The organism is Paenibacillus sp. FSL M7-1455 (genome assembly GCF_038004655.1).
GTDB lineage: Bacteria > Bacillota > Bacilli > Paenibacillales > Paenibacillaceae > Paenibacillus_AQ > Paenibacillus_AQ cookii.
On sequence record NZ_JBBORO010000001.1, the window covers coordinates 3,938,209 to 3,960,395 of the forward strand.

Consider the following 22,187-nt stretch of genomic DNA (forward strand, 5'->3'; position numbering starts at 1 on the left):
GCTCAGTACAGGCACAGTATATCTTAAAATAAAATGCAGTCGAACTTTCCAACTGCAACTTTAATGACAACAGTATATAACGTTTCGGCTCACATTGCAATCCTTTAATTATTCTTGCATCAAATCGGCTAACGTATGCTGTTTAAGCAGTTCGACGGTCTGCTTCTGCACTTCTTCCATAATGGCTTCGAGCTTTTGCCGGCCCGGTGCGCATTCCTCTCGGACCTCTTGCTCGGTGCAATCCGATTGGACAGCCAAAAAAATATCCGCCAGCGTAATTTGATCCGGACGGCGCTTCAGATAGTATCCCCCGTTCCGTCCTTCCCTCGCTTCGACGATACCGGCATGCGTGAGCTGCGCCAATACCCTGCGGAGGAACGTCGCATGCGACTGGACATCGCAGGCAATGGCCGCGCTGGAAAGCATTCCTTCGCATTTGGCCAGCAAGATCAGGGCATGCACGGCAGTGCCGAAACGCGGCGGACCGATCGGGGCGCTCCGGTTACATATCATATGAATCCCTCCTGTTTACAGTGTAGCACAAGTTCATTTCTTTATCCCGGCGATGCTTCGATCTCCGAAGGTTTCCACGCTTCGTTTGCATGGGATCCGCCGCCGCTTTTTGCATGAACCCGGAGGGTTCTTTCTCGCGGCTGCAGTACGTCCGAAGCGCAGGGACATGAAGGCTGTTTCGGCATAAAATAGTAAAAAAAGCAATCTCCTCGGCCCTCGCCAAGCAGGGAGATTGCTTCTTCTTTGAAATGACTCTTTGGGTGCTCTATCCGCCCAGTCGATGAGTTTTATTATACCCGCTCAGTGGATTCGTTTCAAAACATGACCCTGATTAATACACCCTATAGGTTTGTCCGGTTTGCGCGCCTTCGACGCTTTTGCGGTATGCTTTGGCGGCCCGTGCCGCCGGAACCGGTTCAAAACCCGGGAAAAACGGCCCGTAGCTGTCCATCGATTCTTCAAGCACGTTCGGGCTTACGTTGTTGATCCGGATCCCCCGCGGCAGCTCGATGGCGGCGGCCTGAACGAATGCCCGGACCGCTCCTCCCGCCATTGCCGAAGAAACCCCGCCGACGATCGGGTCATCCATAATGATGCCGGTGGTCAGCGTAAAGCTGCCGCGGTCGTTCACGTAATCCTGCCCGAGCAGCACCAAGTTGATCTGCCCTTTCAGCTTGCTCAGAATGGCGATTTCGTTGCGTTCCGGCGTCAGTTCCTCCAAACGTCCGAAATATGCGTCGCCCGCGGCGCAGATGACGGCATCGACGCGTCCGGTTTGTTCGTACATCGCCCGGATGCTTTGGGGCGAAGTGATGTCGACCGTCACGTCGCCCGCGCTCCGGCCGGCGGAAATGATCTCATGCTTCGGAGAAAGCTCATCGCAGATGGCCTTCCCCAGCGTGCCGTTTGCTCCCACAACAATGATTTTCATTTTTGCATCCCCCGCTTTTATCGATTATTCACAGTCCGCTTTTACCAATTTTAACATAGGCCCGTCTAGGCGGCGACGCCGCTTCGATTCATTTTCGCGGCGGTCGGTTCGAGATCGCCTCGGATACGACGAAAGCCAAATCCTCGTTGCCGAACAGCGATAACACGCCAAGGACGGTTTCGTCCGGGATGGGGCCGGCCTCCTCCTTCGGCACCGTCAGCTCCAGGACCCGCTTCAGCCGTTCATTGCTCTGCTGCTGCGGATAAGCTTTTCCGTACAGCTCTTCCGGATCGAGGCCTTCATTGACGCACCACTGCGCGAACACAAGGATCATCATATCCTCGTCCTGACGGTAGCTTTCCACGATGCCTTCTTCAACCTGTTTGCGGTATTCGTTCATTTTTTGCATTTCCCCTTCGTTTTTATCCAAGCCGCCAGGCCGTAAGCCTTTCGTTATCCTCCATGACGGCAAAAGCGGCGGGATTACCGGTCCTGCGCCTTTTGGACGCCCCTTGCGGTAACCCGCCGCTAAGCGGTAGTTTTACGCATGCGCAACGTCCTTCTTGCGATTTTAGCAAAACAAGGATCGTTACACATTATACCTTTTCGTTGAAAGAAACTGAACAGGAAAGACGATTCAGCTCATGCCGACCGCCCGGCCTTTGGCAGCCTCCGCTTTTTTCTTTTTCGACCAGAGTCCCAGCAGCACGACCGCGGCAACCACCACCAGCTCGAAACCGTACTTCAGCACCGCATTCGCGAAAAGATCGTGGACCAGCGGTTCTTCCACCAGCATTTTCGAAGCGGTCCAGGCGAGAATGGCCGACCCGATCGTGATGATCACCGGGAAACGTTCCGTCAGCTTCACGATCAGCGTGCTTCCCCACACCATGATCGGCACCGAAATGGCCAGACCGATAATGACGAGCAGGAAATCCCCGTGCGCGGCGCCGGCAACGGCCAGCACGTTGTCCAGCCCCATCATGGCGTCCGCGATGATGATCGTGCGAATCGCCGCCCACATCTGGTTGCCCGCCGAAATATCATGCTTTTTCTCGTCGATCAGGAGCTTATAAGCGATCCAGACGAGCGCCAGCCCGCCGACGAGCCGCAGGCCCGGGATCAAAAGCAATTGAACGACCAGCAGCGTGGCGATGACCCGGATGATGATCGCTCCGACCGTCCCCCACACGATCACTTTCTTTTGATCTTCTTTTCTAACGTTGCGCGCGGCAAGACCGATGACGATGGCATTGTCTCCGGCCAGCACCAGGTCAATGATGACGATGGACAGCAGCGCCGTCCAAAAAGCCATGGTTAACAATTCCATTTTCCTTCCACCTTTCTTTTTGTAGGGAAATGCCTTTCCCCGAATAAAATGATTGCTATGACTAGTCCGCCGCATGAAAAAAGCGCCCTTACCTTCATTAGGCAAACGGCGCTTTTTTTTCCACCAAAAAAGACCTTTACCTAATGAAAATCAGGCAAAGGTCTCGCAAAACAACGTTATGTTGCCAATAAAGCCGGGGATCCTTATCCCGTAATGACGACTTTATTGCATGAGCTACTCCCCTTTGGGAACTATTCATTTGTTGAGATCATTATAGCAGACGGTTTGGAACATGGCTATAGTTTGTTTTATATTTTCTTTCCACATTTGATATGATGGATGAAACGAATCCCTAAAAGCGAGGAAAACAATGAAAAAATGGCTGCTTGCCGCCCTGTACGCGGCGGTTCTTGTGATCGCCTTGATCTACCGGAGCGACATCGTAAATTACATGCAGAAGCACGGCTCCTTTCCTGTGCTCGTCTGCCTTTCGGCCTTGGTCGCCCTGTTTCCGGTCATCCCTTACAAACTGGTCATCGCCGCCCTCGGGTTTTCCTTCGGCACGTTCTGGGCGGCCGCCGTGAGCTGGCTCGGGACGATGATCGCAGGGAGCGTCATTTACGCCCTTTCGAGGACGGTGCTGCGCGAGCAGGCCAGGACATACCTGAACAAATTCGGCATGCTGCAGTCGTTTACCGCCTGGGTTGAAGCCCATCCTTTCATGAGCGTGGCCGCCGGACGGCTGATTCCGGTCCTTCCGCAAATGGCCGTAAACGTGTTCGCAGGCGTCGCCTCGATCCCTTTTTGGACGTATACGGCCGCTTCCGGCCTCGGCAAACTTCCCGGCATTTTGGTTTATGCGTTTCTGGGCGGCAATGGGACCAAACACCCGCTCGTCTCCGTCCTCGTGTTCGCTGGTTACGTGCTGCTGCTTGGACTGATGCTGCTCCTTTACCGCAAACGCAAAAAGCTCCCGTCCGCTTAAAGGGGGGTCCTTGGTTTTCGTGCGCCATATCGATTATAATCATTGTATAAGGTTATTGTTTCAATACGATTGGATTTACGAAAAATAGATGAAAGCGGAGTGATATCATGAGCGAAATACAAGCGGCACATCAGGAAAAAGCGACCTTCGCAGGCGGATGCTTTTGGTGCATGGTAGCCCCGTTTGAAGATCTGCCCGGCATCGTCGAGGTTGTATCGGGTTATACGGGCGGACATAAAGAGAACCCTACCTATGAAGAGGTCTGCTCGGATACGACGGGACATGTCGAGGCGGTGCAGATTACGTACAACCCGGACATTTTCCCTTACGAAAAACTGCTGGAGCTGTATTGGCAGCAAATCGACCCTACCGATGCGGGCGGCCAATTCCATGACCGCGGGCAATCTTACCAAACGGCGATTTTTTATCATACGGAGGAGCAGCGCCAGTTGGCCGAGGCGTCCAAAGCGGCTTTGGCGGCAAGCGGACGCTTCGACAAGCCGATCGTGACGCCGATCCTGCCGGCCAAACCGTTTTATGCGGCCGAGGAATATCATCAGAATTACCACAAAAAGAACCCGGGACATTACAAACGTTACCGCAAAGGCTCCGGGCGGGAAGACTTTTTGGAAAAGGTATGGGCCCCGAAAACAGACAAAACCGATTTGAAGCAGCGCCTGACGCCGCTGCAATACGAAGTGACGCAAAACAACGCGACCGAACCCCCGTTCCAAAACGAGTTTTGGGATCACCACGGCGAAGGCATTTATGTCGACATCGTATCCGGCGAGCCGCTGTTCAGCTCGCGGGACAAATACGATTCCGGCTGCGGCTGGCCGAGCTTCACGCGCCCGATCCGCGATTACAGCATCAAGGAAAAGCTCGACCTGAGCCATATGATGGTTCGCACCGAGGTCCGCAGCAAAAGCTCCGATTCGCATCTCGGTCACGTATTCGACGACGGTCCGGGCCCCGAAGGCCTTCGCTACTGCATCAACTCCGCGGCGCTGCGCTTTGTTCCGAAGGAAGAACTCGAGGAGCAGGGTTACGGGGAATATAAGGTATTGTTTGAATAAATCACGCATGGATAGGAGGACGGCACATGCCTCTCCCTATCCATTTTTTTTATGAAAGCTCCTTCCTTTGATTATCCCCCGACCATTCTTCCCGACTTCCGGCATAAGGCATCTGCACATCATATATTCATTTTTTTCGTGAAATCCTTCAACAAGAAATTGCATTGTCTGATAAAATCGAGAATGTTTTCAAGTTCCGCATCATCGTATCTCGATAACATTTGATCCAAATCTTTTCCGAAGGACTCAAAGAGCGGAACAATATCTTTTGCCGCCTTCTCCTGGTCGATGCAAATAACGACACGTCTTTTGTCTTGGGGATCTTGCACTCGGGAGACGTATCCCGCCTGCTCCAGCCTGTTCAATACCCCTGTGACGGCACCCGTCGTCAATCCGGTCAAAGCGGAAAGCTGCCCCGCCGTGAGGGGCTGGTTTTTCAATATGACGTCCAAGCATTTGTGGTCGGTGGAATTTAGCCCCAGCTTCGCGGCAATGGCCTCATGAAACAGGATCGTTGCCGTACTGTTATCGCGCAGTTCTTCCGAAAGGATATGTATGATTTGATTTCTTGACATTCGTATCATCCTCCGTTTAATATTATCTTATCTCATGAGATAAAATAAATAATTCAATACTATCTTATCATTCATTTGCTGAAAAGCAAAATTAAAAAGGGGATGTACGAACATGTCCAAAATTTCTGTAGCCATCGCCGGCGCTGGCATAAGCGGCTTGTGCTTGGCCCATTCATTGCTTCGAGCCGGATTCGACGTGCAGATTTATGAACGGGATCCGGCGCCGCATGCCCGCCGCCAAGGATACCGGATCACTCTTGACGAACACGGAATCGCGGGACTTCAGCGCTGCCTGCCTCCTCATTTATTCCAGCTGTTTCTGGCCACCACTTCGCCTACCGACGAGATTGGATACATGCGGATAACCAATCAGAACCTTGGCGAGGTATTCCGTTTCGCTTTTCAAGGTGATCCGAGCGGCACGGATTTGCGAACACCGCGGCAAGCCGATCGCCAAACGCTTCGCACCATTATGCTCGAAGGGCTTCGGGATCGGGTGCACTACGGCAAAGCGGCGGTCCGTGCCGAGACGACATCCGATGGGGCAACGCTTCACTTTTCGGACGGAAGCCGTGTCCATGCTTCGCTCGTGGTCGGTGCCGATGGCGTAAATTCAGCTTTGCGCCAATCCTTTTTGCCGGACTGCGAACCGGAGGATACCGATCGTTGGGCGATTTACGGCCGCACGCTGCTTTTCCAAAACGGCCGCTCGATCGTTCCCCACCCGCTGAAAACCAGCGGAGTATTTGCCATCGGCCCCTCGAGTCGCGGCTTCTTCTTTACCACGATGAACTTCCGCGAGTCTCCGCAGACTGCTTTTCCACGCTTTGGAATGGATCAAATACCGCCAATTACCGACGATTATGTGATGTGGGCACTTCTCTTGCCAAAAGAGCAATTTCCGGAACCTCAAGGAAAACCTCGCTCGGAGATGCTGCAACAACTTGCATTGAAGGCTGCCCAAGACTTTCACCCCGTGCTGCGCCGTTTCGTGGAGCAATCCGACCTCGATTACACCATGGCGGTAACCATTAAAGCGGCAAAAAAGCCGGCTGCGTGGCCGGTCTCCCGAATCGCCTTTATGGGAGACGCGGTACATGTCATGCCCCCCACTGGATCGCACGGAGGCAACACCGCTTTGCGCGATGCGGCCCTACTCGCCGAAAAGCTGAAAACTGCCGCAATCGAAGGCACGCCGCTTGAGAAGGCCGTCGCTTCTTACCAAGAGGAGATGAGCAAGTATGCCTTTCGTGAAGTGGAAGCATCCAAGACGATGTTGAAACGATTCACCATAAAGAATCCCCTAATGAATTGGGTCATGTTGCGTGCCATACCACGGATTCGTTCATGGTCAAACAAATCACTAACTGCGGAATGACTCCATCACCCGGCCCCGAGCTGGCCAACCCACGATTCCTGCGGGCACAACTCTTTCCAGCCGAATGTCGATCGGCATCAGGGAAAGAGTTTTTGCCCGTTGATCACCGTTTCGTTTAAAAAACACAAAAAACCGCCCGATCCTTGTTTCAAGAATCGGACGGTTATCCGTCAGTGAGCACTCCGCACCGCATGAACGGGCTTGGTTGCCTTTTTGGGCGTTGCAGCAGCCGGTTCGGGAACGACGGGATCGACCGTTTTTCCCTTGCGGAACGAAACCGTCAGCGTGATCGTCTGCCCGGCGATGCCTACCGCCAAAATCGTAAACAGCGTTTCCTTCAGCGGCATGTAAAACAGGGACAGCAGCAATACGGCGGCATCCAATAGAATAAATACGGTACCTACCTTAAGCCCGCTCCAGCGGCTAATGAGCAGCGACAAAATATCATCTCCGCCGGTAGCTCCCCCAAATCGGAGAACCAGTCCTGTGGCAAACCCCGTGACCAGTCCGGACAACAGCGCCGCCAGCAGCAGATTATCGCGCAGGTCGATGACCAGCGTCGAATAACGTTCGAAAAGTTCGTAAAAAATAGAAAACGATAACGTCGCAAGCAGCGTGTTCATGACGAACTTGCGGCCTTTCAAAAACATGGCGATCAAAATGACCGGGATGTCCAGCAGCAGCGTGCTCAGCGCCGGATTGACCCCAAGCACGTATTTGCCGAGCAAGGACAAGCCGACAAATCCGCCTTCCGATAGATGATTTTGAAAATTGATGTGAAAATACGCAAAAGCCAGCAAAAAAGTTCCGAAAAGCATCATTGCAATGGATGAAAACTTAGAAATCAAATGGTCTTTCTTTCTCATACAGGTTCCCTCTTATCGTCGTAGGTTAGTCAGGAGTCTGGCAAACCTCTGCGATAAGTACGGGACCTGCGGGACTTGGTCCTTCGCATGTGAAGTTCCTTCTTTCGCAGAGTTTGTCATTCGTCCTTGGTTGTCCAGGTGACTTTTCTCTACGAAAGGGAGCTACGTGTAAGAGAGATCATAACGTTTCCAAATCGTCCTTTGGGGATGGTTCCTTCGGGGACACATGGTATCCTGATCCTTTCTTTTTTTGTTTGGTTACATTTTTATTATAACACATTTCGGACCGTTGCTAAACAGCCGGGTAAGTAAATCGTTCGAAATTTCCATATAACTTCCACTTTTTCCTCCTTTTTCTCTTGTTCCGATGTTCACACATTGTCAATGTTTGATGTGACCAGAATCACAATTCGCCTGTTTCGCCTTTCCTATACTTAAGAAGAAAGCACGACACATAATCAAGAAAAGAGGAATTCGTTATGCTGACGAAACAAACCATCGACATCATCAAATCGACCGTTCCGGTCTTGGAAGTGCACGGAAAAGCCATTACGACCGCCTTTTACCAACTGCTGTTCGAAAACCATCCCGAACTGCTCAACATATTCAACCACGCGAACCAGCGGGAAGGAAAACAGCAAACGGCGCTGGCCAACGCCGTGTATGCGGCCGCGGCGCATATCGACCGTTTGGAAGACATCCTGCCTGCCGTAAAACAGATCGCGCAAAAACACCGGGCGCTCAACGTAAAACCCGAGCATTACCCGATCGTCGGCGAAAACTTGCTTGCAGCCATCAAAAAGGTGCTGGGCGATGCGGCCACGCCTGAGATCATGAATGCTTGGGCCGAAGCGTACGGCGTCATCGCCGATGCCTTTATCGGCGTCGAAGCCGAAATGTACCGCGAGGCCGAAAACGCTCCTGGCGGCTGGGCCGGATTCCGTCCGTTCGTCGTCGAACGCAGAGTGAAGGAAAGCGACGTCATCACCTCCTTCTATTTGAAGCCGCAGGACGGCGGGGCGATTTCCGGCTATCTTCCCGGACAATACATTACCGTGCGCGTGAAGCCTGAACATCAGCCTTACGCGCAAATCCGCCATTACAGCCTGTCCGCCGCTCCGGGCGGAGACGCGTACCGGATTTCGGTGAAACGGGAAGGCGGAGCGCCGGGAAAACCCGAAGGCGTTGTTTCCACTTACCTGCATGATCAAGTGAAGGAAGGCGACGTGCTCGAAATCAGCGCGCCTGCAGGCACGTTTACGCTGGATATGACCCAGACGATCCCGCTTGTGCTGATCAGCGGCGGCGTCGGCCTGACCCCGATGGTCAGCATGCTGGAGACGGTTCTGAAAGAGCAGCCTGAACGAAAGGTAACGTTCATTCATGCGGCCATCAACGAAAGCTTCCACGCCATGAGGGAGCATATCGAGCAGCTGGATGCTTCGCACGACAACCTGAAATCCTACATTTGCTACGAAAAACCGCTTGGCCAGGGCTTCTGCCACAAAACCGGATACATCGACCTGCCTTGGCTTCAGGAAATTGTATCGCAAAATTCGGACTTCTATTTCTGCGGACCGGTTCCGTTCATGAGCGCGGTGAACAAGGCGCTGAAAGAGTGGGGCGTACCGGAAGAACGGATCCACTACGAATTTTTCGGCCCGGCCGGCACGCTGTAAAACGAAAAGGGATATTTGCTCCTCCAGGAGGGCAAATATCCCTTTCTTTTTTAGCCTTCTCCCCACTTCAAAAATACGGCTAATTTGCAGCAGGCGGTCGGCTGGGGCGAACCCAGCGTAATACCGATCCCGCTCGGGGAAAAATCGGTCTGCACGGGGTTCGACGCGCCGATCGACTTCATCAGCCGGTCGACCTCCTGCTTATTTCCCGTTTGGGCGGCCCTCATGACCTGAACCGCAAAGGAATGTTCGGACAGCTTGTTCAAAACCTTGTAACCGTCCTCCATCAGCCCGTAGGTGTGTTGCAGGGACCGGTTCAAAATTTCCGTTTTGACCTGCGGATATTCGCGGGCCCAGACGCGGGCCGGGCGGGGATACGGATAAGGCGCATACCATGCCCGATACGGGGGGTAACCCATGGGAGCGATCTCCTTTCTGCACATCCGGTTACCCCAGTATATGTGCCCGGTTCGGATTTTGTGAGGTCCCTCAAACGCCAGGCGTCTTCATCCTTTAGCACGCAAACTCCACCTTGATCCGGTCCGGATCTTCGAAAAAAACCGCGTAGTGCTCCGGCCCCCCTGCGTAGGGATAACGGTCCTCGTACAGCAGCTTGACGCCCTTTTGTTTCAGCAAAGAAGCCATCTCGTCGACCTCGGCGCGGGATTCCGCATGAAAAGCCAGATGGTTGATTCCTGTCGCTTTTCTGTGGTACGGGGCGTCCAAAAACCGCTCCTCCGTTTGCACGAATACGAGATACGTTTTCCCGTGCTTGAAGCTGAACCCCTGATCCCAATCCTGATAAAGCTCGTAACCGAGCCGCGTCAAAAACCATTCCCAAAATTCCCGGCTCCGCCCCAACTCCGATACATTGATTTCCACGTGATGCAGCATCCGCTAATGCCCCCTTAACAAACGGTTGATCGTCTCCCGCCGAACCCCGATCAGCTGCCCGATTTCCTCCTGCGTCAGCAGGTCGGTGAAATGCACGCCGTGCGAATAATCGTTCAGCCATTCGGTCAATAGCGCCAGCCGATCCGCCGGCGTCCCTACCGTCAGGTGGTCCAGCCTTTTTTGCATGAACCGCACCTTTTCCTGAAGCAGCAGCGCGATTTCCAGCGCTTTTTCCGGATGCTCCCGCAATTCGCGGTACCAATCCTCCGCCACGATCCGCTCTACCTCGCTGTCCATAAGGGCAATGGCCGATCCGTGTGTTTCTTTCGGGGTAATGAGGGAATGATGCGGCACCGTTTCCCCGGGATACAAGATGTTAAAAAGCACCATGTTCCCGTTTTTGTGCAGGCGCGTCACTTTAAAAAGCCCGCTTTTGATATGGTACAAATATTCGCCGCTGTCCCCCTGATGGAATAATACTTCCCCTTTATGCAAAATCATAAGATGTCATCCTCCCCGGTTTCGTAATGGATAGCTTCTGGCCCGGACTGCCAATGGGTATTATTATACCAAAAAAAATCCGGCCTCATTTCAAAGATTTGGTTGTTGCCGGAATGCATCCTTTTCGCGTAACATGAATATAAATAGAACATGCGTTCCTATTCGTGATCCAAGGAAGTGCTCTCATGAAAGCATCCGCTCTCCCCCCCGTGCCGGACGAAGAAGATTCGGTACTTGTCAAAAGCTATATGCTGCACGTCGTTTTGCTGGATGTGCTGGAACGGGACATCCGGACGCTGAAGACGCTCGCCCTCAAGCTGCCGGAGGTGTATATCCGCGGTTTGTCGGGCGTTCAGCAAAAAGCGGTGCGACGGCTGGCGGAGATCCGCAAGGCGATGCGGGCCCGCGGCATTCGGGTATACGAGGAAACCCGGAACGAAAAAGGAATGGAAGCCCTCTATTTGTGCCGGGGATACCAGCGGCGCTTTTTTATGCTGTGGTCTTACGTCAAAGCGGAAACGGCTTGCGAGCTATGCGTTTATTTGGGGATCGGCCCCGAGCCGGGATAACGGCAGGATCATCCTCCGGCAATACGGCTTCGGAGCCGAACTGGCCAACCGGCTTCTCGACCGCCGAGGGGAAAAGATTTGTTCAGGCGAAAGAAAAAAAGCTCCTGCAACCGCAGGGGCTTTTAAGTTAAACCGGGGGGACTGCGCCCCATTTAGCATAAGCTGCACGCAAGTTCCGCTGGACGCCCGTTCCACCCGCGGCAGCGTCCCGAAATCCGCATGGCCGGAAGCGCCGCTTCGGATTTAATGCTTGGCAGCCGGTTGTTCCGCCTGTTTGGCCGCTTTCGCCTGGAACATTCGCCAGCCGGTCAATACGGCGGCAACGAGACAAATACTAGCTGAAGTGATAAACACGGCGTGCATTCCGTGGAGGAAAATGTCCGGACGCCCGGGAACAAGCCCGGTCACGCGATGCCCGGCCTTGGCGCTCATGACATGGAACAATATCGTCGTCGCCACCGTAATGCCGACGACCATGCCCACGTTCCGGACAAGCGAGTTGACGCTCCCTGCAGAGCCGAGCTGGGTGCGCGGCACCTGGGACATGATCAGGGAATTGTTTGGCGATTGGAACAAACCGCTGCCGATGCCAAGCATGGCGATCCAAACGCCGACAATGACAAGCGAGCTGCCTTCGTGAAGCCAGGCGAGCCCGAACTGGGCCACGACCATCACGACCAGTCCGGCAAAGGTCAACAGCTCGGAGCCGATTTTATCGGATAAGGCGCCGCTGAGAGGCGCCACGATCACCATGCATATCGGGAACAACATCATCATGAAACCCGCCGAAGAAGGCGACAGATTCAGCATGTTCTGGGTATAAAACGGCGCGATGATATTAAAACAGAAATTCGCCGTAAATACGAGGAATCCGCATAAAAGGCTGACCGAGAACAGCGGATTTTTGAACAACGACAGATCCACCAGCCCGTTCGGGCGATTCAGCTCGGCCCGTATAAACCACGCCAATGCGATCACCGCGGCTGCAAGCAAAACGATGATCCACAAATTGCCGTACCCCGCCTGTTGCCCGAGCAAAAGGCCGGCAAACAGCGTTATAATAAACACGGCGAACAACGAGCTGCCGGGTGCGTCGATTTTCGCTTTGACCCGGATCAGATCGGCGGGAAGCACCTTCCATCCCATCCCAATCGCGATGAGCCCGACCGGCACGTTCACCCAAAAAATATATTCCCAGCCTAAAGAGGAAATGATGATTCCCCCGAGGCTTGGTCCCGCAATGCTTCCGAGGGACACGAAGGTACCGATGAGTCCGAGCGCCCTGCCCCGCTCCTTCGCCGGAAAAATATCGGTCAGTATGCCTTGGCTGTTCGCCATCGTCATGGAAGCTCCCAAAGCCTGAACGACCCGTGAAATGATCAGTAACGGCAGCGTATGGCTGAGTCCGCATAACAACGACCCGACGATAAATATGATCGTTCCGATTTTAAATATGCGAATTATGCCGGCGATATCCCCCAGTTTTCCGAAAAAGAGGATGAAGCAGCAAATTGCCATCAGGTAACCCGTCGTTACCCATTCGATCTGGGCGATCGGCAGACCCATCTCCTTCGAGAGGACGGGCAGCGCAATGTTCACGATGCTCCCGTCCAGCGTGGACATAAAAGTAAACAAATTAAGAACAATAAGGATGATCCAGCGTCTCTTCTGGATGTTCGCATCCTCTTGGTACGTACGTTCCAATGAACCCATATGCGCCCTCCTGGTCGTCATCTGCGTCAATTAATTGCGCACGCAACTAATTGACAGTACCAGTGTACCCCATATTAGTTGCGTACGCAACAGGTTTTTGATACACTAACTTTCAGGAATGGATCTCATCAGGAAGAGGTGCCGCTTATGAAAGAACCGATCGGCAAGCTAATTTCATACCTTTACCGGCAAAACCAGAAAAGGCTTGCCAAGGAACTGGCTCCGTACGGCATCGGCAGCGGCGGGCAACACAGCTTCCTCAAGTCGATTCTGCATCATCCCGGCATCACCCAGGACCAGCTGACCCATCAGCTGAAATTCGATAAAGCCACGACGGCCCGCTCCATTAAGCAATTGGAACAGTCCGGATATATTACGCGCCAGCCCGATCCTAAAGACCGGCGCTCGCATTTCCTGTTCCCGACAGCCAAAGCGAAGGAGCTGCTGCCCGTGCTCCAATCCATTTTGGATGAACACAACCGGAAGATCGCCTATCATCTGACCCCGGAAGAAGAAGATCAGCTCGTCCATCTCCTGCAAAAAATAAGCCGGGAGCATCCCGACGAATAAACGCAACATGCAAAAAAGCGTATCCTATGAACGTGCCACAGAATACGCTTTTTCCTGTTGTCCTGATGTCAATTGCCCATGCTGCTGCCCGGCTCCCGCTTCGGGTTCGCCGCGGCGATTTTTTCGATCCAAGCTTCGTAGTGATGAATGGCCAGTCCCGCAAACGAGGTATGGACTTCGCTGAGACGGTAGGCGTTTTTCATTTCTTCCTCCATGACCGTCACCGGCTTCCGGAAAAAACTTACGTGATCCCCTTCCTTCGTCTCTCCCAGCTCCATGCCGATCCAGACGGATTTCCCGAGCCTGTCGGCCTCGTTCAGCATCCCGCGGGAAAGATCCACCATTTGGGTGCCGCTGTCGCGGTAGGACATCACGGCCAAGGCGTCAAAACGCTCCAGCATCCACCGGCTTAACCCCCTGCCGTCTTCCGTCTCGATTTTCCCGAGCCAAAACGGCACCGCCGCGCTCATGTAAAGCCCGCCTTCGCGTGCTTTGTCCGTCCATTCCTGCATGTTTCGGCTCCACTCTTCCACGACGCCGGCCTGATCCCGCTCCCAGCGCTTCAGTTGATACGGCTCCACGTCGAATTGAATGCCCGCGAACCGTTCTTCCGCCGGAGCATGGCGGTTGTAGTCGAGAACCCAGTCAATGAATTTTTCCGCTTCCCCGCCCTGCTTTTCGTAGGCCCACTCCGGCCTGCCGTCCAAGGCATGCACCGAAATATCGGCCTCGCGGGCAGCGGCGATAAAACGGCCGTACCGCTCATCCTCCACGTTTTTTTGGATCTGCAAAAAGATCACGCCGACTCCCTGCTCCCGGCAGAAGTCCAGGATCGGCTCCGGACGTTCGATCAATGACGCGTCCCACAACCAGGTTGCTTTTTGTTCTTCCATCGCAGACGATGTAAACAGGAAGGGCAGGAGCAGCAAGAAGCAGACGACCAGGACGATCCGAGGTTTCGCTTTTGCATGGAACTGTTCTCCCATCCTTCCCTCCTTTGTCATTACACGATCAAAGCCATATCCGGCTCTTGGACATGCTGGACGGAATGTCCGATTTTGTAGATATGAGGTTCGCTGAAGTTTTTGAACGCGTTGCGGGTATCGAGAATCGGCACGCCCAGGGACGCGATATCGCCGTAATTCAAGCCGCTGTGGTTCGTGATCAGCACGATGCAGTCATAACTTCTGAACTTTTCGAGATCGTACGCGACGCTATGGACCGTCTCTCCATGCTTGTCGCGGAAGCTGGTCGCAAACGGATCGTAATATTCGACGTTGGCCCCGCTTTCCTTGTACAGCTCGTACACCTCGAGTCCCGGCGATTCGCGCAGGTCGCTGATGTCCGGCTTGTAGGCCATGCCGAGCACCAGGATGTTCGATTTTTTGATCGACTTGGCGTATTCGTTCAGGATGGTCGACGTTTTGCTGATGACGTAATACGGCATGTTGTCGTTCGTGGATTGCGCCAGCTCGATGAATTTGCTGTAGAACCGGAAACCTTTCGCTTTCCAGGACAGGTACATCGGGTCCAGCGGGATGCAGTGGCCGCCGATGCCCGGACCCGGATAAAACGGCATGAATCCGAACGGCTTGGTTGCGGCCGCGTCGATGACTTCCCAGATGTCGATGCCCATCCGGTCGCACATCATCGCCATTTCGTTGATAAACGCGATGTTGACGCTGCGGAAGGTATTTTCGAGCAGTTTGGACATCTCCGCCACTTTCGGCGTCGAGACCGGCACGACCTGCTGCACGTATTTGGAATACAGGGCGGTGCCGAGCGTCAGGCAGGCCTCGGTCGTTCCGCCGATGACTTTCGGCGTATTAAACGTGTTAAAGCGCGTATTGGACGGATCGACGCGTTCCGGCGAGAAGCAGAGGAAAAAGTCCTCGCCCACGCGATAGCCGAGCGCTTCGATTTCGTATTGGATCAGCTCTTCGGTCGTTCCCGGGTAGGTCGTGCTTTCCAGCGTAATCAGCAATCCTTTTTTCATATGCAGCTTGATCTGGTCGACCACGCTCGTAATGTAGGACGTATCCGGATCCTGATTTTCGCTGAGCGGCGTCGGAACGCAAATGCTGAGCGCATCGATCACCGTGATCATGCTGTAATCGGTCGTCGGCTTGAAGCGGCCGCTGGCGACGCATGCCTTCAAATCTTCCGAAGAGATGTCGGTAATGTAGGATTCCCCGTGGTAGATCTTTTCGATTTTGGACGGGTCGACGTCGATGCCGATGACCGTAAACCCTTGCTTGACCATTTCGACGGCGAGCGGAAGCCCGACGTAACCCAAACCAACGACGCCAAGCACGGCCTTTTTGTTTTCGATCGCGTTCAACAGTTGCTCATATTCCTGATTCACTAGCATTCAACCTCCATATGATGTAATTTTCGTCATGCTAAAAATCTTTTTAGAACGATGCAAAAACGGCTTGTCCTTGTCATCGTCCTCCATTTATTGTAAACACCGGTGTATGCGGGCATCGAGCTCGACCGGGGAAAATGGCTTGGTAATATAATCGTCGACTCCATGCTGGAAACATTGGCTGATCGTCCGTTCCACCCGCTGCTCTGTCAGCACGACGATTTTCGGCGTGTTTTCCAAAGGCAGCTTCTGGATTTGGTTAATGAAGGGCAGGCCGTCGATGCCGTACAGGTTCAGCTCCGTCAGCACGAGATCCGGCTCCCATTTTTCGATCAGCTCCAGCGCCGACGTGCCGTCGAGCGCCTCCAGCGTTTCGTACCCCTGCATGTTGAGGCGAATCGTCAGAAACTCGCGGATGGTATCGTCGTTATCGACGATGAGAATGCGCCCGGGTTCCGAAGCGGCTTCCTCTTTCGTGAAAATATGAATGTCGGCCGATGCGCCGAGCCTTGCGGACTCGGCCATCTGCTTGAGCACGCCCGGCGTCGGGTCTACCTGTCCCGGAAACACGGTAAGCGTGATCCTCGGATCCGCCTCCGGCACCGTTTCCTCCAAATGCCGCTTAAGCAGCAGCGCCTGATAATGGGTCTGGTCCAGGGTCGCTCCCGGCAGCAAAACCGCCAGCGTGGACGTCGAGGCGTCTTTCAGCACTTCGATTTCGCTTCCCGTCTCCTGCCGCAAAGATTCGCGCACCAAGCTTTCCAGCTGCGGGGGACCGGGACAATAGAGGAACATCACGCCGCACAGCTCCGGTGAGGTTTTTTTGAGACGTTCTTCGAGGTTGTGATACATGCCCTCTAGCTGTTTTCGTTCTAATGTTATGGACTCTGGCATTATCGATTACCACCTTTCTTAATCATTTGAGAAAAACGGAAGCGTTTGGGTATTGCCCGAATCACGCGGTTGAGGCCGTTTCGCTTTCTTCCTTCCAGCTTTGCCTTGTCATCGTGCCCCAGGAATTGTTTTTCCGGAGGTACTGGATATGCCCCTGAACGCGCCACAGCACGCCAAGCTGATGGTAGCCGACAAATTTGAGGGCCGAAAACAGGAGCATTTTCCACAGGTCGGAAAGCTTCTTGTAACGGCGGAAGGCTATTTCCTCCAAAATGACAGCCCCTACGCTCAGCAAATACCCGCTCAGAAAATTCAAAAGCATGAAAGTCAGCAGTATGCGCCAATGCGTCATGTCCAAAAACGTATATCCCGCAAGAGCCAACAGGCCCGTGATTCTGAAATAAGGGTTTAGGGTTTCGAACAATACGTTATAAGGAACCGTGATGAGACCCATGACTTTGTACTTCGGGTTCAAAAACATCCCGCGGTTTTCGATCATGTTTTTGAGATTTCCCCGTCCCCAGCGCATGCGCTGGTTGGAGATGATTTTGTACGTGTCCGGCGCCTGCGTCCAGCAGACCGCCTCGGGGCAAAACGCCACTTTGTAAGGAATTTTGTGGCTTAGCATGTACCGGTGAAGCTTGATGATGATGTTCATGTCTTCGCCCGGATAACCGCCCCGGTAGCCGCCGACGGCGATGACATAGTCCTTGCGGAACAGGCCGAACGCGCCGGATACGATGATCAATCCGTTCATCCGGCTCCAGCCGATTCGTCCGCCGAGGAATGCCTTCAAATATTCGATGGATTGGAACATCGGCCATATTTTTCGCGGCAGCGACACTCGTTTTACCGCTCCGTTTTCGATCAGGCAGCCGTTGGCGATGCGGACGTCGCCGCCGATGGCCACCGTCTCCTCCGGATTTTCCATGTACATGCGCGCCATCCGGATCAGGGCGTCCTTTTCGAGCAGCGAATCGGCGTCGATCGAAGAAATAAGCGGATAATGCGAAAAGTTGATGCCGGCGTTGAGCGAGTCGGCTTTGCCCCCGTTCTCCTTATCTATAATAAAAAGATGCGGATAATCGGGATTATGGTAAATGCCTCTCACGTTTTGCGTTTCGATCGTCCCCCGGATCTCCGGATTATGCATCTTTTCGAGCTTGAATTCCTTGATCAGGACCGACAGCGTGTCGTCGCTCGATCCGTCGTTGATGACGATGACCTCGTACGTCGGATAATTCAGCGTCATGAGGCAATACACGTTTTCGATGATCGTCAGCTCTTCGTTATAGGCCGGAACGAGCAGCGATACCGACGGCACCAGTTCGGAGCCGGAAAGCGTTTGGTAACTCGAATATTTGGCCCTTCTGGCGATCGTTCCGATGCTCCGGAAGGATAAACCCATGATCGCGAAGTACAAAATATTGACGAACATGACATAATAAATCGCTACCGTGCCGTAGACCAGCAACGTATCTCTAAGCAGTGTAATCCCCTCCTACCGCGGCTACGCCCGTCATTCGTTTGACCGGCTGCTTCACGCCGAAGTAACGGTCGTGGATGAGCCGCTTCTTGTTGTACGCCACCATCTGCTCGATCGCGCCGTGTTTCTGCTCGGCTTCCATCACCAGCCCGATCCGGTGCAGCGCAGCCTCGCGCTGGATTCCGGTTCCGGTGACGGCCGCCTGGCAAAGCGCTTCGAATCCGGCTTCGCCCAGAGCCGCAAGGCTTTCCGCGCTGTTGTGCCGCACCTTCCAGCTGGCATCCTGGAGCGCTTTGACCAGCAGCGGGATGCTGCCCGCCGCATGCAGCTGCCCCAGCGCCTTGGCCGCTTCCGCCCGGACTTCCCAATCGCGGTCCGTCATCAGCTGCACGATCGTTTCATCCTTCAGCGCAGGATTCGTGCTGAGATACAGCTTGACGGCTTCGGCGCGCACATCCTTTTCCTTGGCGCCGACCAGCCTGCCGAGCACCGGCATGACTTCGGGAACCGCCTGCCCCCACATCGCGACCAGTCCAACCTTCACAAGCGCCGGGTCGGGATCGTCGAGCAGCTTCAGCAGGATGCTGCCGGCATCGAGTCCCGTTTCTAGCAGGATGTCGGCGGCCAAGTGGTGAATCGGCTTGCCGTGGGAAAGCAGGCTGCGCAGCATGTCCAGCAGGTCCTCCGGCCGGTTGGCGGCTTTGGCGATCGAACGCGCGATGATGATCGAAATCGAGTTGTATTTGCCCTTTTTCAACATTTTCAGCAGTCCCGGCACCGCTTCTTCGGCACGCATGCCTCCGAGGCGGTATGCCGCCGCAAGCCTGCGGCCGTACCGGAAGCTGCCCAGCGCCTTCAGATCCGCTTCGACGAACCCGGCTTCCCTGCAAAGCCGGATGAGCCGGGTCCGGTAATCGCCTTTGAACTGCTCGATCCATTCGATGAACTTGTCCTGGATCACGCTCCTCTCCAGCGGCTTCAACTTGCCGGGAGGCAGCTTCAATTCCGCATCGTCCCCAAGATGGGCCTGGACGTAGACGAAATAATCGTGATGTTTTTGCTCGTAATATTCCCTTCGCTGCTGTTCCCTGTTATGAGAGATTTTCATCTGAACCAGCAGCATGATTCCGAGGCCGATCAGCCCGAGGCATACGTAGATGAACACATATGCGACGAATAAATGCGAGAACATGTTTACGGGTCCTCCTCCTCCATTGATTTCATCCTATCCCATTTGCCGCCGCATGGTTGGCAAGACAGCTTCTCCACTCGGCTTTTCTCTAAGTAAACGCTCCTTCCGCGCTTCGCTCATTTTTTGCCGCCAAGCTCGGCGTATACTTTTTTCATCGCGTCGTAGCTTTGCTTCAGCTGCTCGCTGTAATGCACCGTATCCCAAGGCTTCCAGGTATATGGGGCAATGTCCCGGACGTTCAGCGTCTTCGCCGCGCCGCCCGGCCAGCTGACCTTGCTCCCGCCCTGCTCGACGAGCCACGGAATGAGCCGGATGCCCTCCGTCGTAACGGTGCTGAAGGCACGTCTGTCTTTAAGCGGACGGTAATCGATCACCTGCAGGGAGCTCGGGTCGGCGAACCCGAGAAGCATCCAAGGGATACGCATCTCTATTTCGTTGCCGCGGTACTGCCACGAAGTCAACGAATCGAACTCGGCCTTGCCGCGGTCGGTCGTCCCCCTTCTCAGCATTCCGATGGTCTGGTCGATAAACGGATGCGCAAACCGCGTATCCGGCGGGTTCATCTGGAGGCTGATCGCAAGCTTCCATGGATGGAACGGCTTGTCCTGTCCGGGTTTCGTCTCCGGCAGCATCCAGTAGCCTTCCTTGCCGTACAACCTGGCATGAAAATCATAGTCGGCCGCGATCTCCACCTGCGACTCGCCGTCTTTTCCGATTTCGATCAGCGTTTCCGGCGCGCCTCCCTCCAGCTTTTTGCCGGGAAGCTGCGCTGCGGAAGGTTCGTTTCCGCCCGCGATCGTATCCGAGCCGATATAAAGTTTGGTCGTTGCCGGATCGAAGTTTTTGTCCAGCCGGATGCCAAGATAAAGATAGCCTTCGTCATGCGTGATCCGCATGTCCCGGATTCCTTCCATCTTGCCCTGCCAATGCTTCACTTCGCCTTGCGGGAGCCCGTCCCAGTCGCTTAAGCTGCCGTCGATCACGATCTGTTTCTCCTTGCCCGGAACCATGCCCAGCAAGCCGAACATTTTTTCGTTCGTCAGCACGTTGATCCAATATGCCCGCCGGTCGGCCGGAATTTCGAAAGGCATCGTATTCCACGTTTTTTTAAACCACTCGTCCTGCCACATAAACAAAATGGCTCCGGCATAACCTTCGTCGTAAATATCCCGGGTGAGCGAAGCGTCGATTTCTCCCTGCTCCCGCTCGTTATGTCCTCCCTGGTCCCGGCCGCCGGCCCCGAAATGGGACACTCCTAACGACGACGGCACCCCGTATTCGGTAATCATGACCGGCATGTCCTTGAATTGGGCCTTCAGTTTACGCAGATAAGCTTTGTACGTGTTGAAGTTCCCCTGCTGGTCTTTGATCGTCTGCAGCGAGGCATCGGTCCGGAAAAAATCCGGGTAATACGGATAAGCGTGATATGCGGCAAAATAGCCTCCTTTCCATCCGGTAGGCTGAATGTGTCTCGCGTCCACGCTCACCATGTCCTCCTCGAAAAGAGGTTCCCCCGGATGGCTGAGCACATCGGTCGTGACCCAGTTGGTGAACGTCACCGGATGCTCCCATCCATACTGCTTTTCCTGCTCGGCGGTATAGTCAAGCAGTTCCGCCAGCCAGCTTTCAAAAGGCGAGGCGTCTTTCGTTCCGGCAAAGTAGCTGCCTTGGTACACCGGGACGCCGCCGTGCTTTTCGTTGGTGTTTTTGACCATTCCCGGGTCCCATTCGGTTCCGACATGCCAGGCCATCAAATATTTGCCGGCGTTCGCGGTATACTCCCCGCTGGAAGCTCCGTACTTGGGCGAAACGGCCACGTCGCCGTATACGGCTGCCACCGCCTTTTTGATCTCGTCCTTGAACTGTTTTCCGATATCGTCCGCGTAGGCGTCCTGCCGTTCGATCAGCTGTTCTTCCGGGGACCAGATCCCCTGGATGAAATACAAAGGATCGCTGCCTTTGTCTTTGTTGTATTTCACAAGCGCCGAATAAAACACGGGCTGGTGCACCGTATAGATGCGGATGACGTTGGCTCCCATCTCGTCGATCTGCTTGAACCAGCGAAGGTAATCTTCCTCCGTGGCCGGAAGCTCTCCCGGAAAATGGCCCGGGACGGTCGCGCCCAGGTTGACGCCCTTCACGAACATTTCCTTCCAGCCGCCATCCTTTTCGTATCGCATAAAACGGTCGCCGTCGGTTTTAAACGTGAATCGGGTTCCATCCTGATCCTTGTATGCCATTGCCGGCGTTTTGGTGGCCGCAAATCCGGCAACCAAAACGCCGGCAATGAGAACGGCGGCTGCCGTGATCCAGATGAATAGCGTTCTGCGTGTGATCATCGCCTGAAAGTTCCCACCTCGATTTCTTTGACCTTTTTCTTGGCCCGGCATTCTCAATTTTTGTCATAATTCAATTCTTAACGAAGTTTTCCGATCTGTAAACTAGGCTGCTGGAAGGAATTTTCATAACCTGGCGACCTATCCCGCCTTGCGGCCGGGCAAAAAATTCCGCGGCTGCCGATCGGTTGCGGCGGTGCGCCATTCGATCGCGAAACGGCTGCAGGATTCCCGGCTCCAAGCGGCGAGTGGTTATGTATACGTTGAAAAATTGCTAAAGTTGTGGTCGTTTTAACATCTTTATCCATAAAGATTACAAAATTGATACCTT

Annotated in this window: 22 protein-coding genes; 6 read left to right on the top strand and 16 right to left on the bottom strand. The window is 54.1% G+C overall.

Going from position 1 to position 22,187, the window contains the following annotated elements:
- Window positions 1-108 precede the first annotated feature (108 nt).
- The 4 genes from NYE48_RS18195 to NYE48_RS18210 all read right to left on the bottom strand — a co-directional run bounded on the left by NYE48_RS18195 (window position 109) and on the right by NYE48_RS18210 (window position 2,774).
- Complete coding sequence (locus NYE48_RS18195) at window positions 109-513, bottom strand: RrF2 family transcriptional regulator (RefSeq protein ID WP_340999634.1); 405 nt, start codon at window positions 511-513, stop codon at window positions 109-111.
- Between the two features lie 331 nt (window positions 514-844).
- Window positions 845-1,444 carry a short chain dehydrogenase gene (locus NYE48_RS18200; protein ID WP_036707722.1) on the bottom strand — a complete coding sequence of 200 codons (600 nt, stop codon included), beginning with the start codon at window positions 1,442-1,444 and terminating at the stop codon, window positions 845-847.
- A gap of 88 nt (window positions 1,445-1,532) precedes the next feature.
- On the bottom strand, window positions 1,533-1,844 hold the full coding sequence (locus NYE48_RS18205) for a hypothetical protein (protein WP_212946996.1): 312 nt from the start codon (window positions 1,842-1,844) through the stop codon (window positions 1,533-1,535).
- 237 nt (window positions 1,845-2,081) lie between these two features.
- A complete protein-coding gene (locus NYE48_RS18210; RefSeq protein ID WP_212946998.1) occupies window positions 2,082-2,774 on the bottom strand; it encodes a TerC family protein in 693 nt (230 codons plus the stop codon).
- A gap of 370 nt (window positions 2,775-3,144) precedes the next feature.
- Here NYE48_RS18210 and NYE48_RS18215 point away from each other — a divergent pair, with 370 nt between their 5' ends.
- Both NYE48_RS18215 and msrA read left to right on the top strand, forming a co-directional pair.
- Complete coding sequence (locus NYE48_RS18215; RefSeq protein WP_340999635.1) at window positions 3,145-3,759, top strand: TVP38/TMEM64 family protein; 615 nt, start codon at window positions 3,145-3,147, stop codon at window positions 3,757-3,759.
- A gap of 107 nt (window positions 3,760-3,866) precedes the next feature.
- Window positions 3,867-4,835, top strand: a complete 969-nt coding sequence (gene msrA / locus NYE48_RS18220; RefSeq protein ID WP_212947004.1) for a peptide-methionine (S)-S-oxide reductase MsrA — start codon at window positions 3,867-3,869, stop codon at window positions 4,833-4,835.
- A gap of 119 nt (window positions 4,836-4,954) precedes the next feature.
- Here msrA and NYE48_RS18225 read toward each other — a convergent pair whose 3' ends face one another.
- Entirely contained in the window at window positions 4,955-5,410 is a 456-nt protein-coding gene (locus NYE48_RS18225; RefSeq protein WP_036707719.1) for a MarR family winged helix-turn-helix transcriptional regulator, read from the bottom strand.
- A 112-nt stretch (window positions 5,411-5,522) separates the two neighbouring features.
- Between NYE48_RS18225 and NYE48_RS18230 the strand changes: the two genes are divergently transcribed.
- On the top strand, window positions 5,523-6,788 hold the full coding sequence (locus NYE48_RS18230) for an FAD-dependent oxidoreductase (protein ID WP_340999636.1): 1,266 nt from the start codon (window positions 5,523-5,525) through the stop codon (window positions 6,786-6,788).
- A gap of 170 nt (window positions 6,789-6,958) precedes the next feature.
- Here the strand turns inward: NYE48_RS18230 and NYE48_RS18235 are convergent, their stop codons facing one another.
- Window positions 6,959-7,654, bottom strand: a complete 696-nt coding sequence (locus NYE48_RS18235) for a YitT family protein (RefSeq protein WP_052146834.1) — start codon at window positions 7,652-7,654, stop codon at window positions 6,959-6,961.
- 479 nt (window positions 7,655-8,133) lie between these two features.
- Here NYE48_RS18235 and hmpA point away from each other — a divergent pair, with 479 nt between their 5' ends.
- Window positions 8,134-9,333, top strand: coding sequence for an NO-inducible flavohemoprotein (hmpA, locus tag NYE48_RS18240; protein ID WP_212947008.1), 1,200 nt, complete (start codon window positions 8,134-8,136; stop codon window positions 9,331-9,333).
- Between the two features lie 50 nt (window positions 9,334-9,383).
- Here hmpA and NYE48_RS18245 read toward each other — a convergent pair whose 3' ends face one another.
- The 3 genes from NYE48_RS18245 to NYE48_RS18255 all read right to left on the bottom strand — a co-directional run bounded on the left by NYE48_RS18245 (window position 9,384) and on the right by NYE48_RS18255 (window position 10,728).
- Window positions 9,384-9,752 carry a hypothetical protein gene (locus tag NYE48_RS18245; protein ID WP_052146833.1) on the bottom strand — a complete coding sequence of 123 codons (369 nt, stop codon included), beginning with the start codon at window positions 9,750-9,752 and terminating at the stop codon, window positions 9,384-9,386.
- Window positions 9,753-9,846: 94 nt separating this feature from the next.
- A complete protein-coding gene (locus NYE48_RS18250; RefSeq protein WP_340999637.1) occupies window positions 9,847-10,227 on the bottom strand; it encodes a VOC family protein in 381 nt (126 codons plus the stop codon).
- A gap of 3 nt (window positions 10,228-10,230) precedes the next feature.
- On the bottom strand, window positions 10,231-10,728 hold the full coding sequence (locus tag NYE48_RS18255) for a Crp/Fnr family transcriptional regulator (protein WP_340999639.1): 498 nt from the start codon (window positions 10,726-10,728) through the stop codon (window positions 10,231-10,233).
- Between the two features lie 185 nt (window positions 10,729-10,913).
- Here NYE48_RS18255 and NYE48_RS18260 point away from each other — a divergent pair, with 185 nt between their 5' ends.
- Window positions 10,914-11,297 carry a hypothetical protein gene (locus tag NYE48_RS18260; protein ID WP_212947015.1) on the top strand — a complete coding sequence of 128 codons (384 nt, stop codon included), beginning with the start codon at window positions 10,914-10,916 and terminating at the stop codon, window positions 11,295-11,297.
- A gap of 243 nt (window positions 11,298-11,540) precedes the next feature.
- Here NYE48_RS18260 and NYE48_RS18265 read toward each other — a convergent pair whose 3' ends face one another.
- A complete protein-coding gene (locus tag NYE48_RS18265) occupies window positions 11,541-13,010 on the bottom strand; it encodes an MFS transporter (RefSeq protein ID WP_340999640.1) in 1,470 nt (489 codons plus the stop codon).
- Window positions 13,011-13,157: 147 nt separating this feature from the next.
- On the opposite strand from NYE48_RS18265, the gene NYE48_RS18270 reads away from it, so the two are divergent.
- Entirely contained in the window at window positions 13,158-13,580 is a 423-nt protein-coding gene (locus NYE48_RS18270; protein ID WP_036707713.1) for a MarR family winged helix-turn-helix transcriptional regulator, read from the top strand.
- Between the two features lie 68 nt (window positions 13,581-13,648).
- On the opposite strand, the gene NYE48_RS18275 is transcribed toward NYE48_RS18270, so the two are convergent.
- The 6 genes from NYE48_RS18275 to NYE48_RS18300 all read right to left on the bottom strand — a co-directional run bounded on the left by NYE48_RS18275 (window position 13,649) and on the right by NYE48_RS18300 (window position 21,859).
- Window positions 13,649-14,566 carry a hypothetical protein gene (locus NYE48_RS18275; protein WP_340999641.1) on the bottom strand — a complete coding sequence of 306 codons (918 nt, stop codon included), beginning with the start codon at window positions 14,564-14,566 and terminating at the stop codon, window positions 13,649-13,651.
- 17 nt (window positions 14,567-14,583) lie between these two features.
- On the bottom strand, window positions 14,584-15,945 hold the full coding sequence (locus NYE48_RS18280) for a nucleotide sugar dehydrogenase (RefSeq protein ID WP_036707709.1): 1,362 nt from the start codon (window positions 15,943-15,945) through the stop codon (window positions 14,584-14,586).
- Window positions 15,946-16,038: 93 nt separating this feature from the next.
- Window positions 16,039-16,842 carry a response regulator gene (locus NYE48_RS18285; protein ID WP_340999642.1) on the bottom strand — a complete coding sequence of 268 codons (804 nt, stop codon included), beginning with the start codon at window positions 16,840-16,842 and terminating at the stop codon, window positions 16,039-16,041.
- A gap of 61 nt (window positions 16,843-16,903) precedes the next feature.
- Complete coding sequence (locus NYE48_RS18290) at window positions 16,904-18,280, bottom strand: glycosyltransferase family 2 protein (protein ID WP_341000689.1); 1,377 nt, start codon at window positions 18,278-18,280, stop codon at window positions 16,904-16,906.
- Between the two features lie 43 nt (window positions 18,281-18,323).
- Entirely contained in the window at window positions 18,324-19,520 is a 1,197-nt protein-coding gene (locus NYE48_RS18295) for a HEAT repeat domain-containing protein (RefSeq protein ID WP_340999643.1), read from the bottom strand.
- 116 nt (window positions 19,521-19,636) lie between these two features.
- Complete coding sequence (locus tag NYE48_RS18300; RefSeq protein ID WP_212947020.1) at window positions 19,637-21,859, bottom strand: hypothetical protein; 2,223 nt, start codon at window positions 21,857-21,859, stop codon at window positions 19,637-19,639.
- Window positions 21,860-22,187 lie beyond the last annotated feature (328 nt).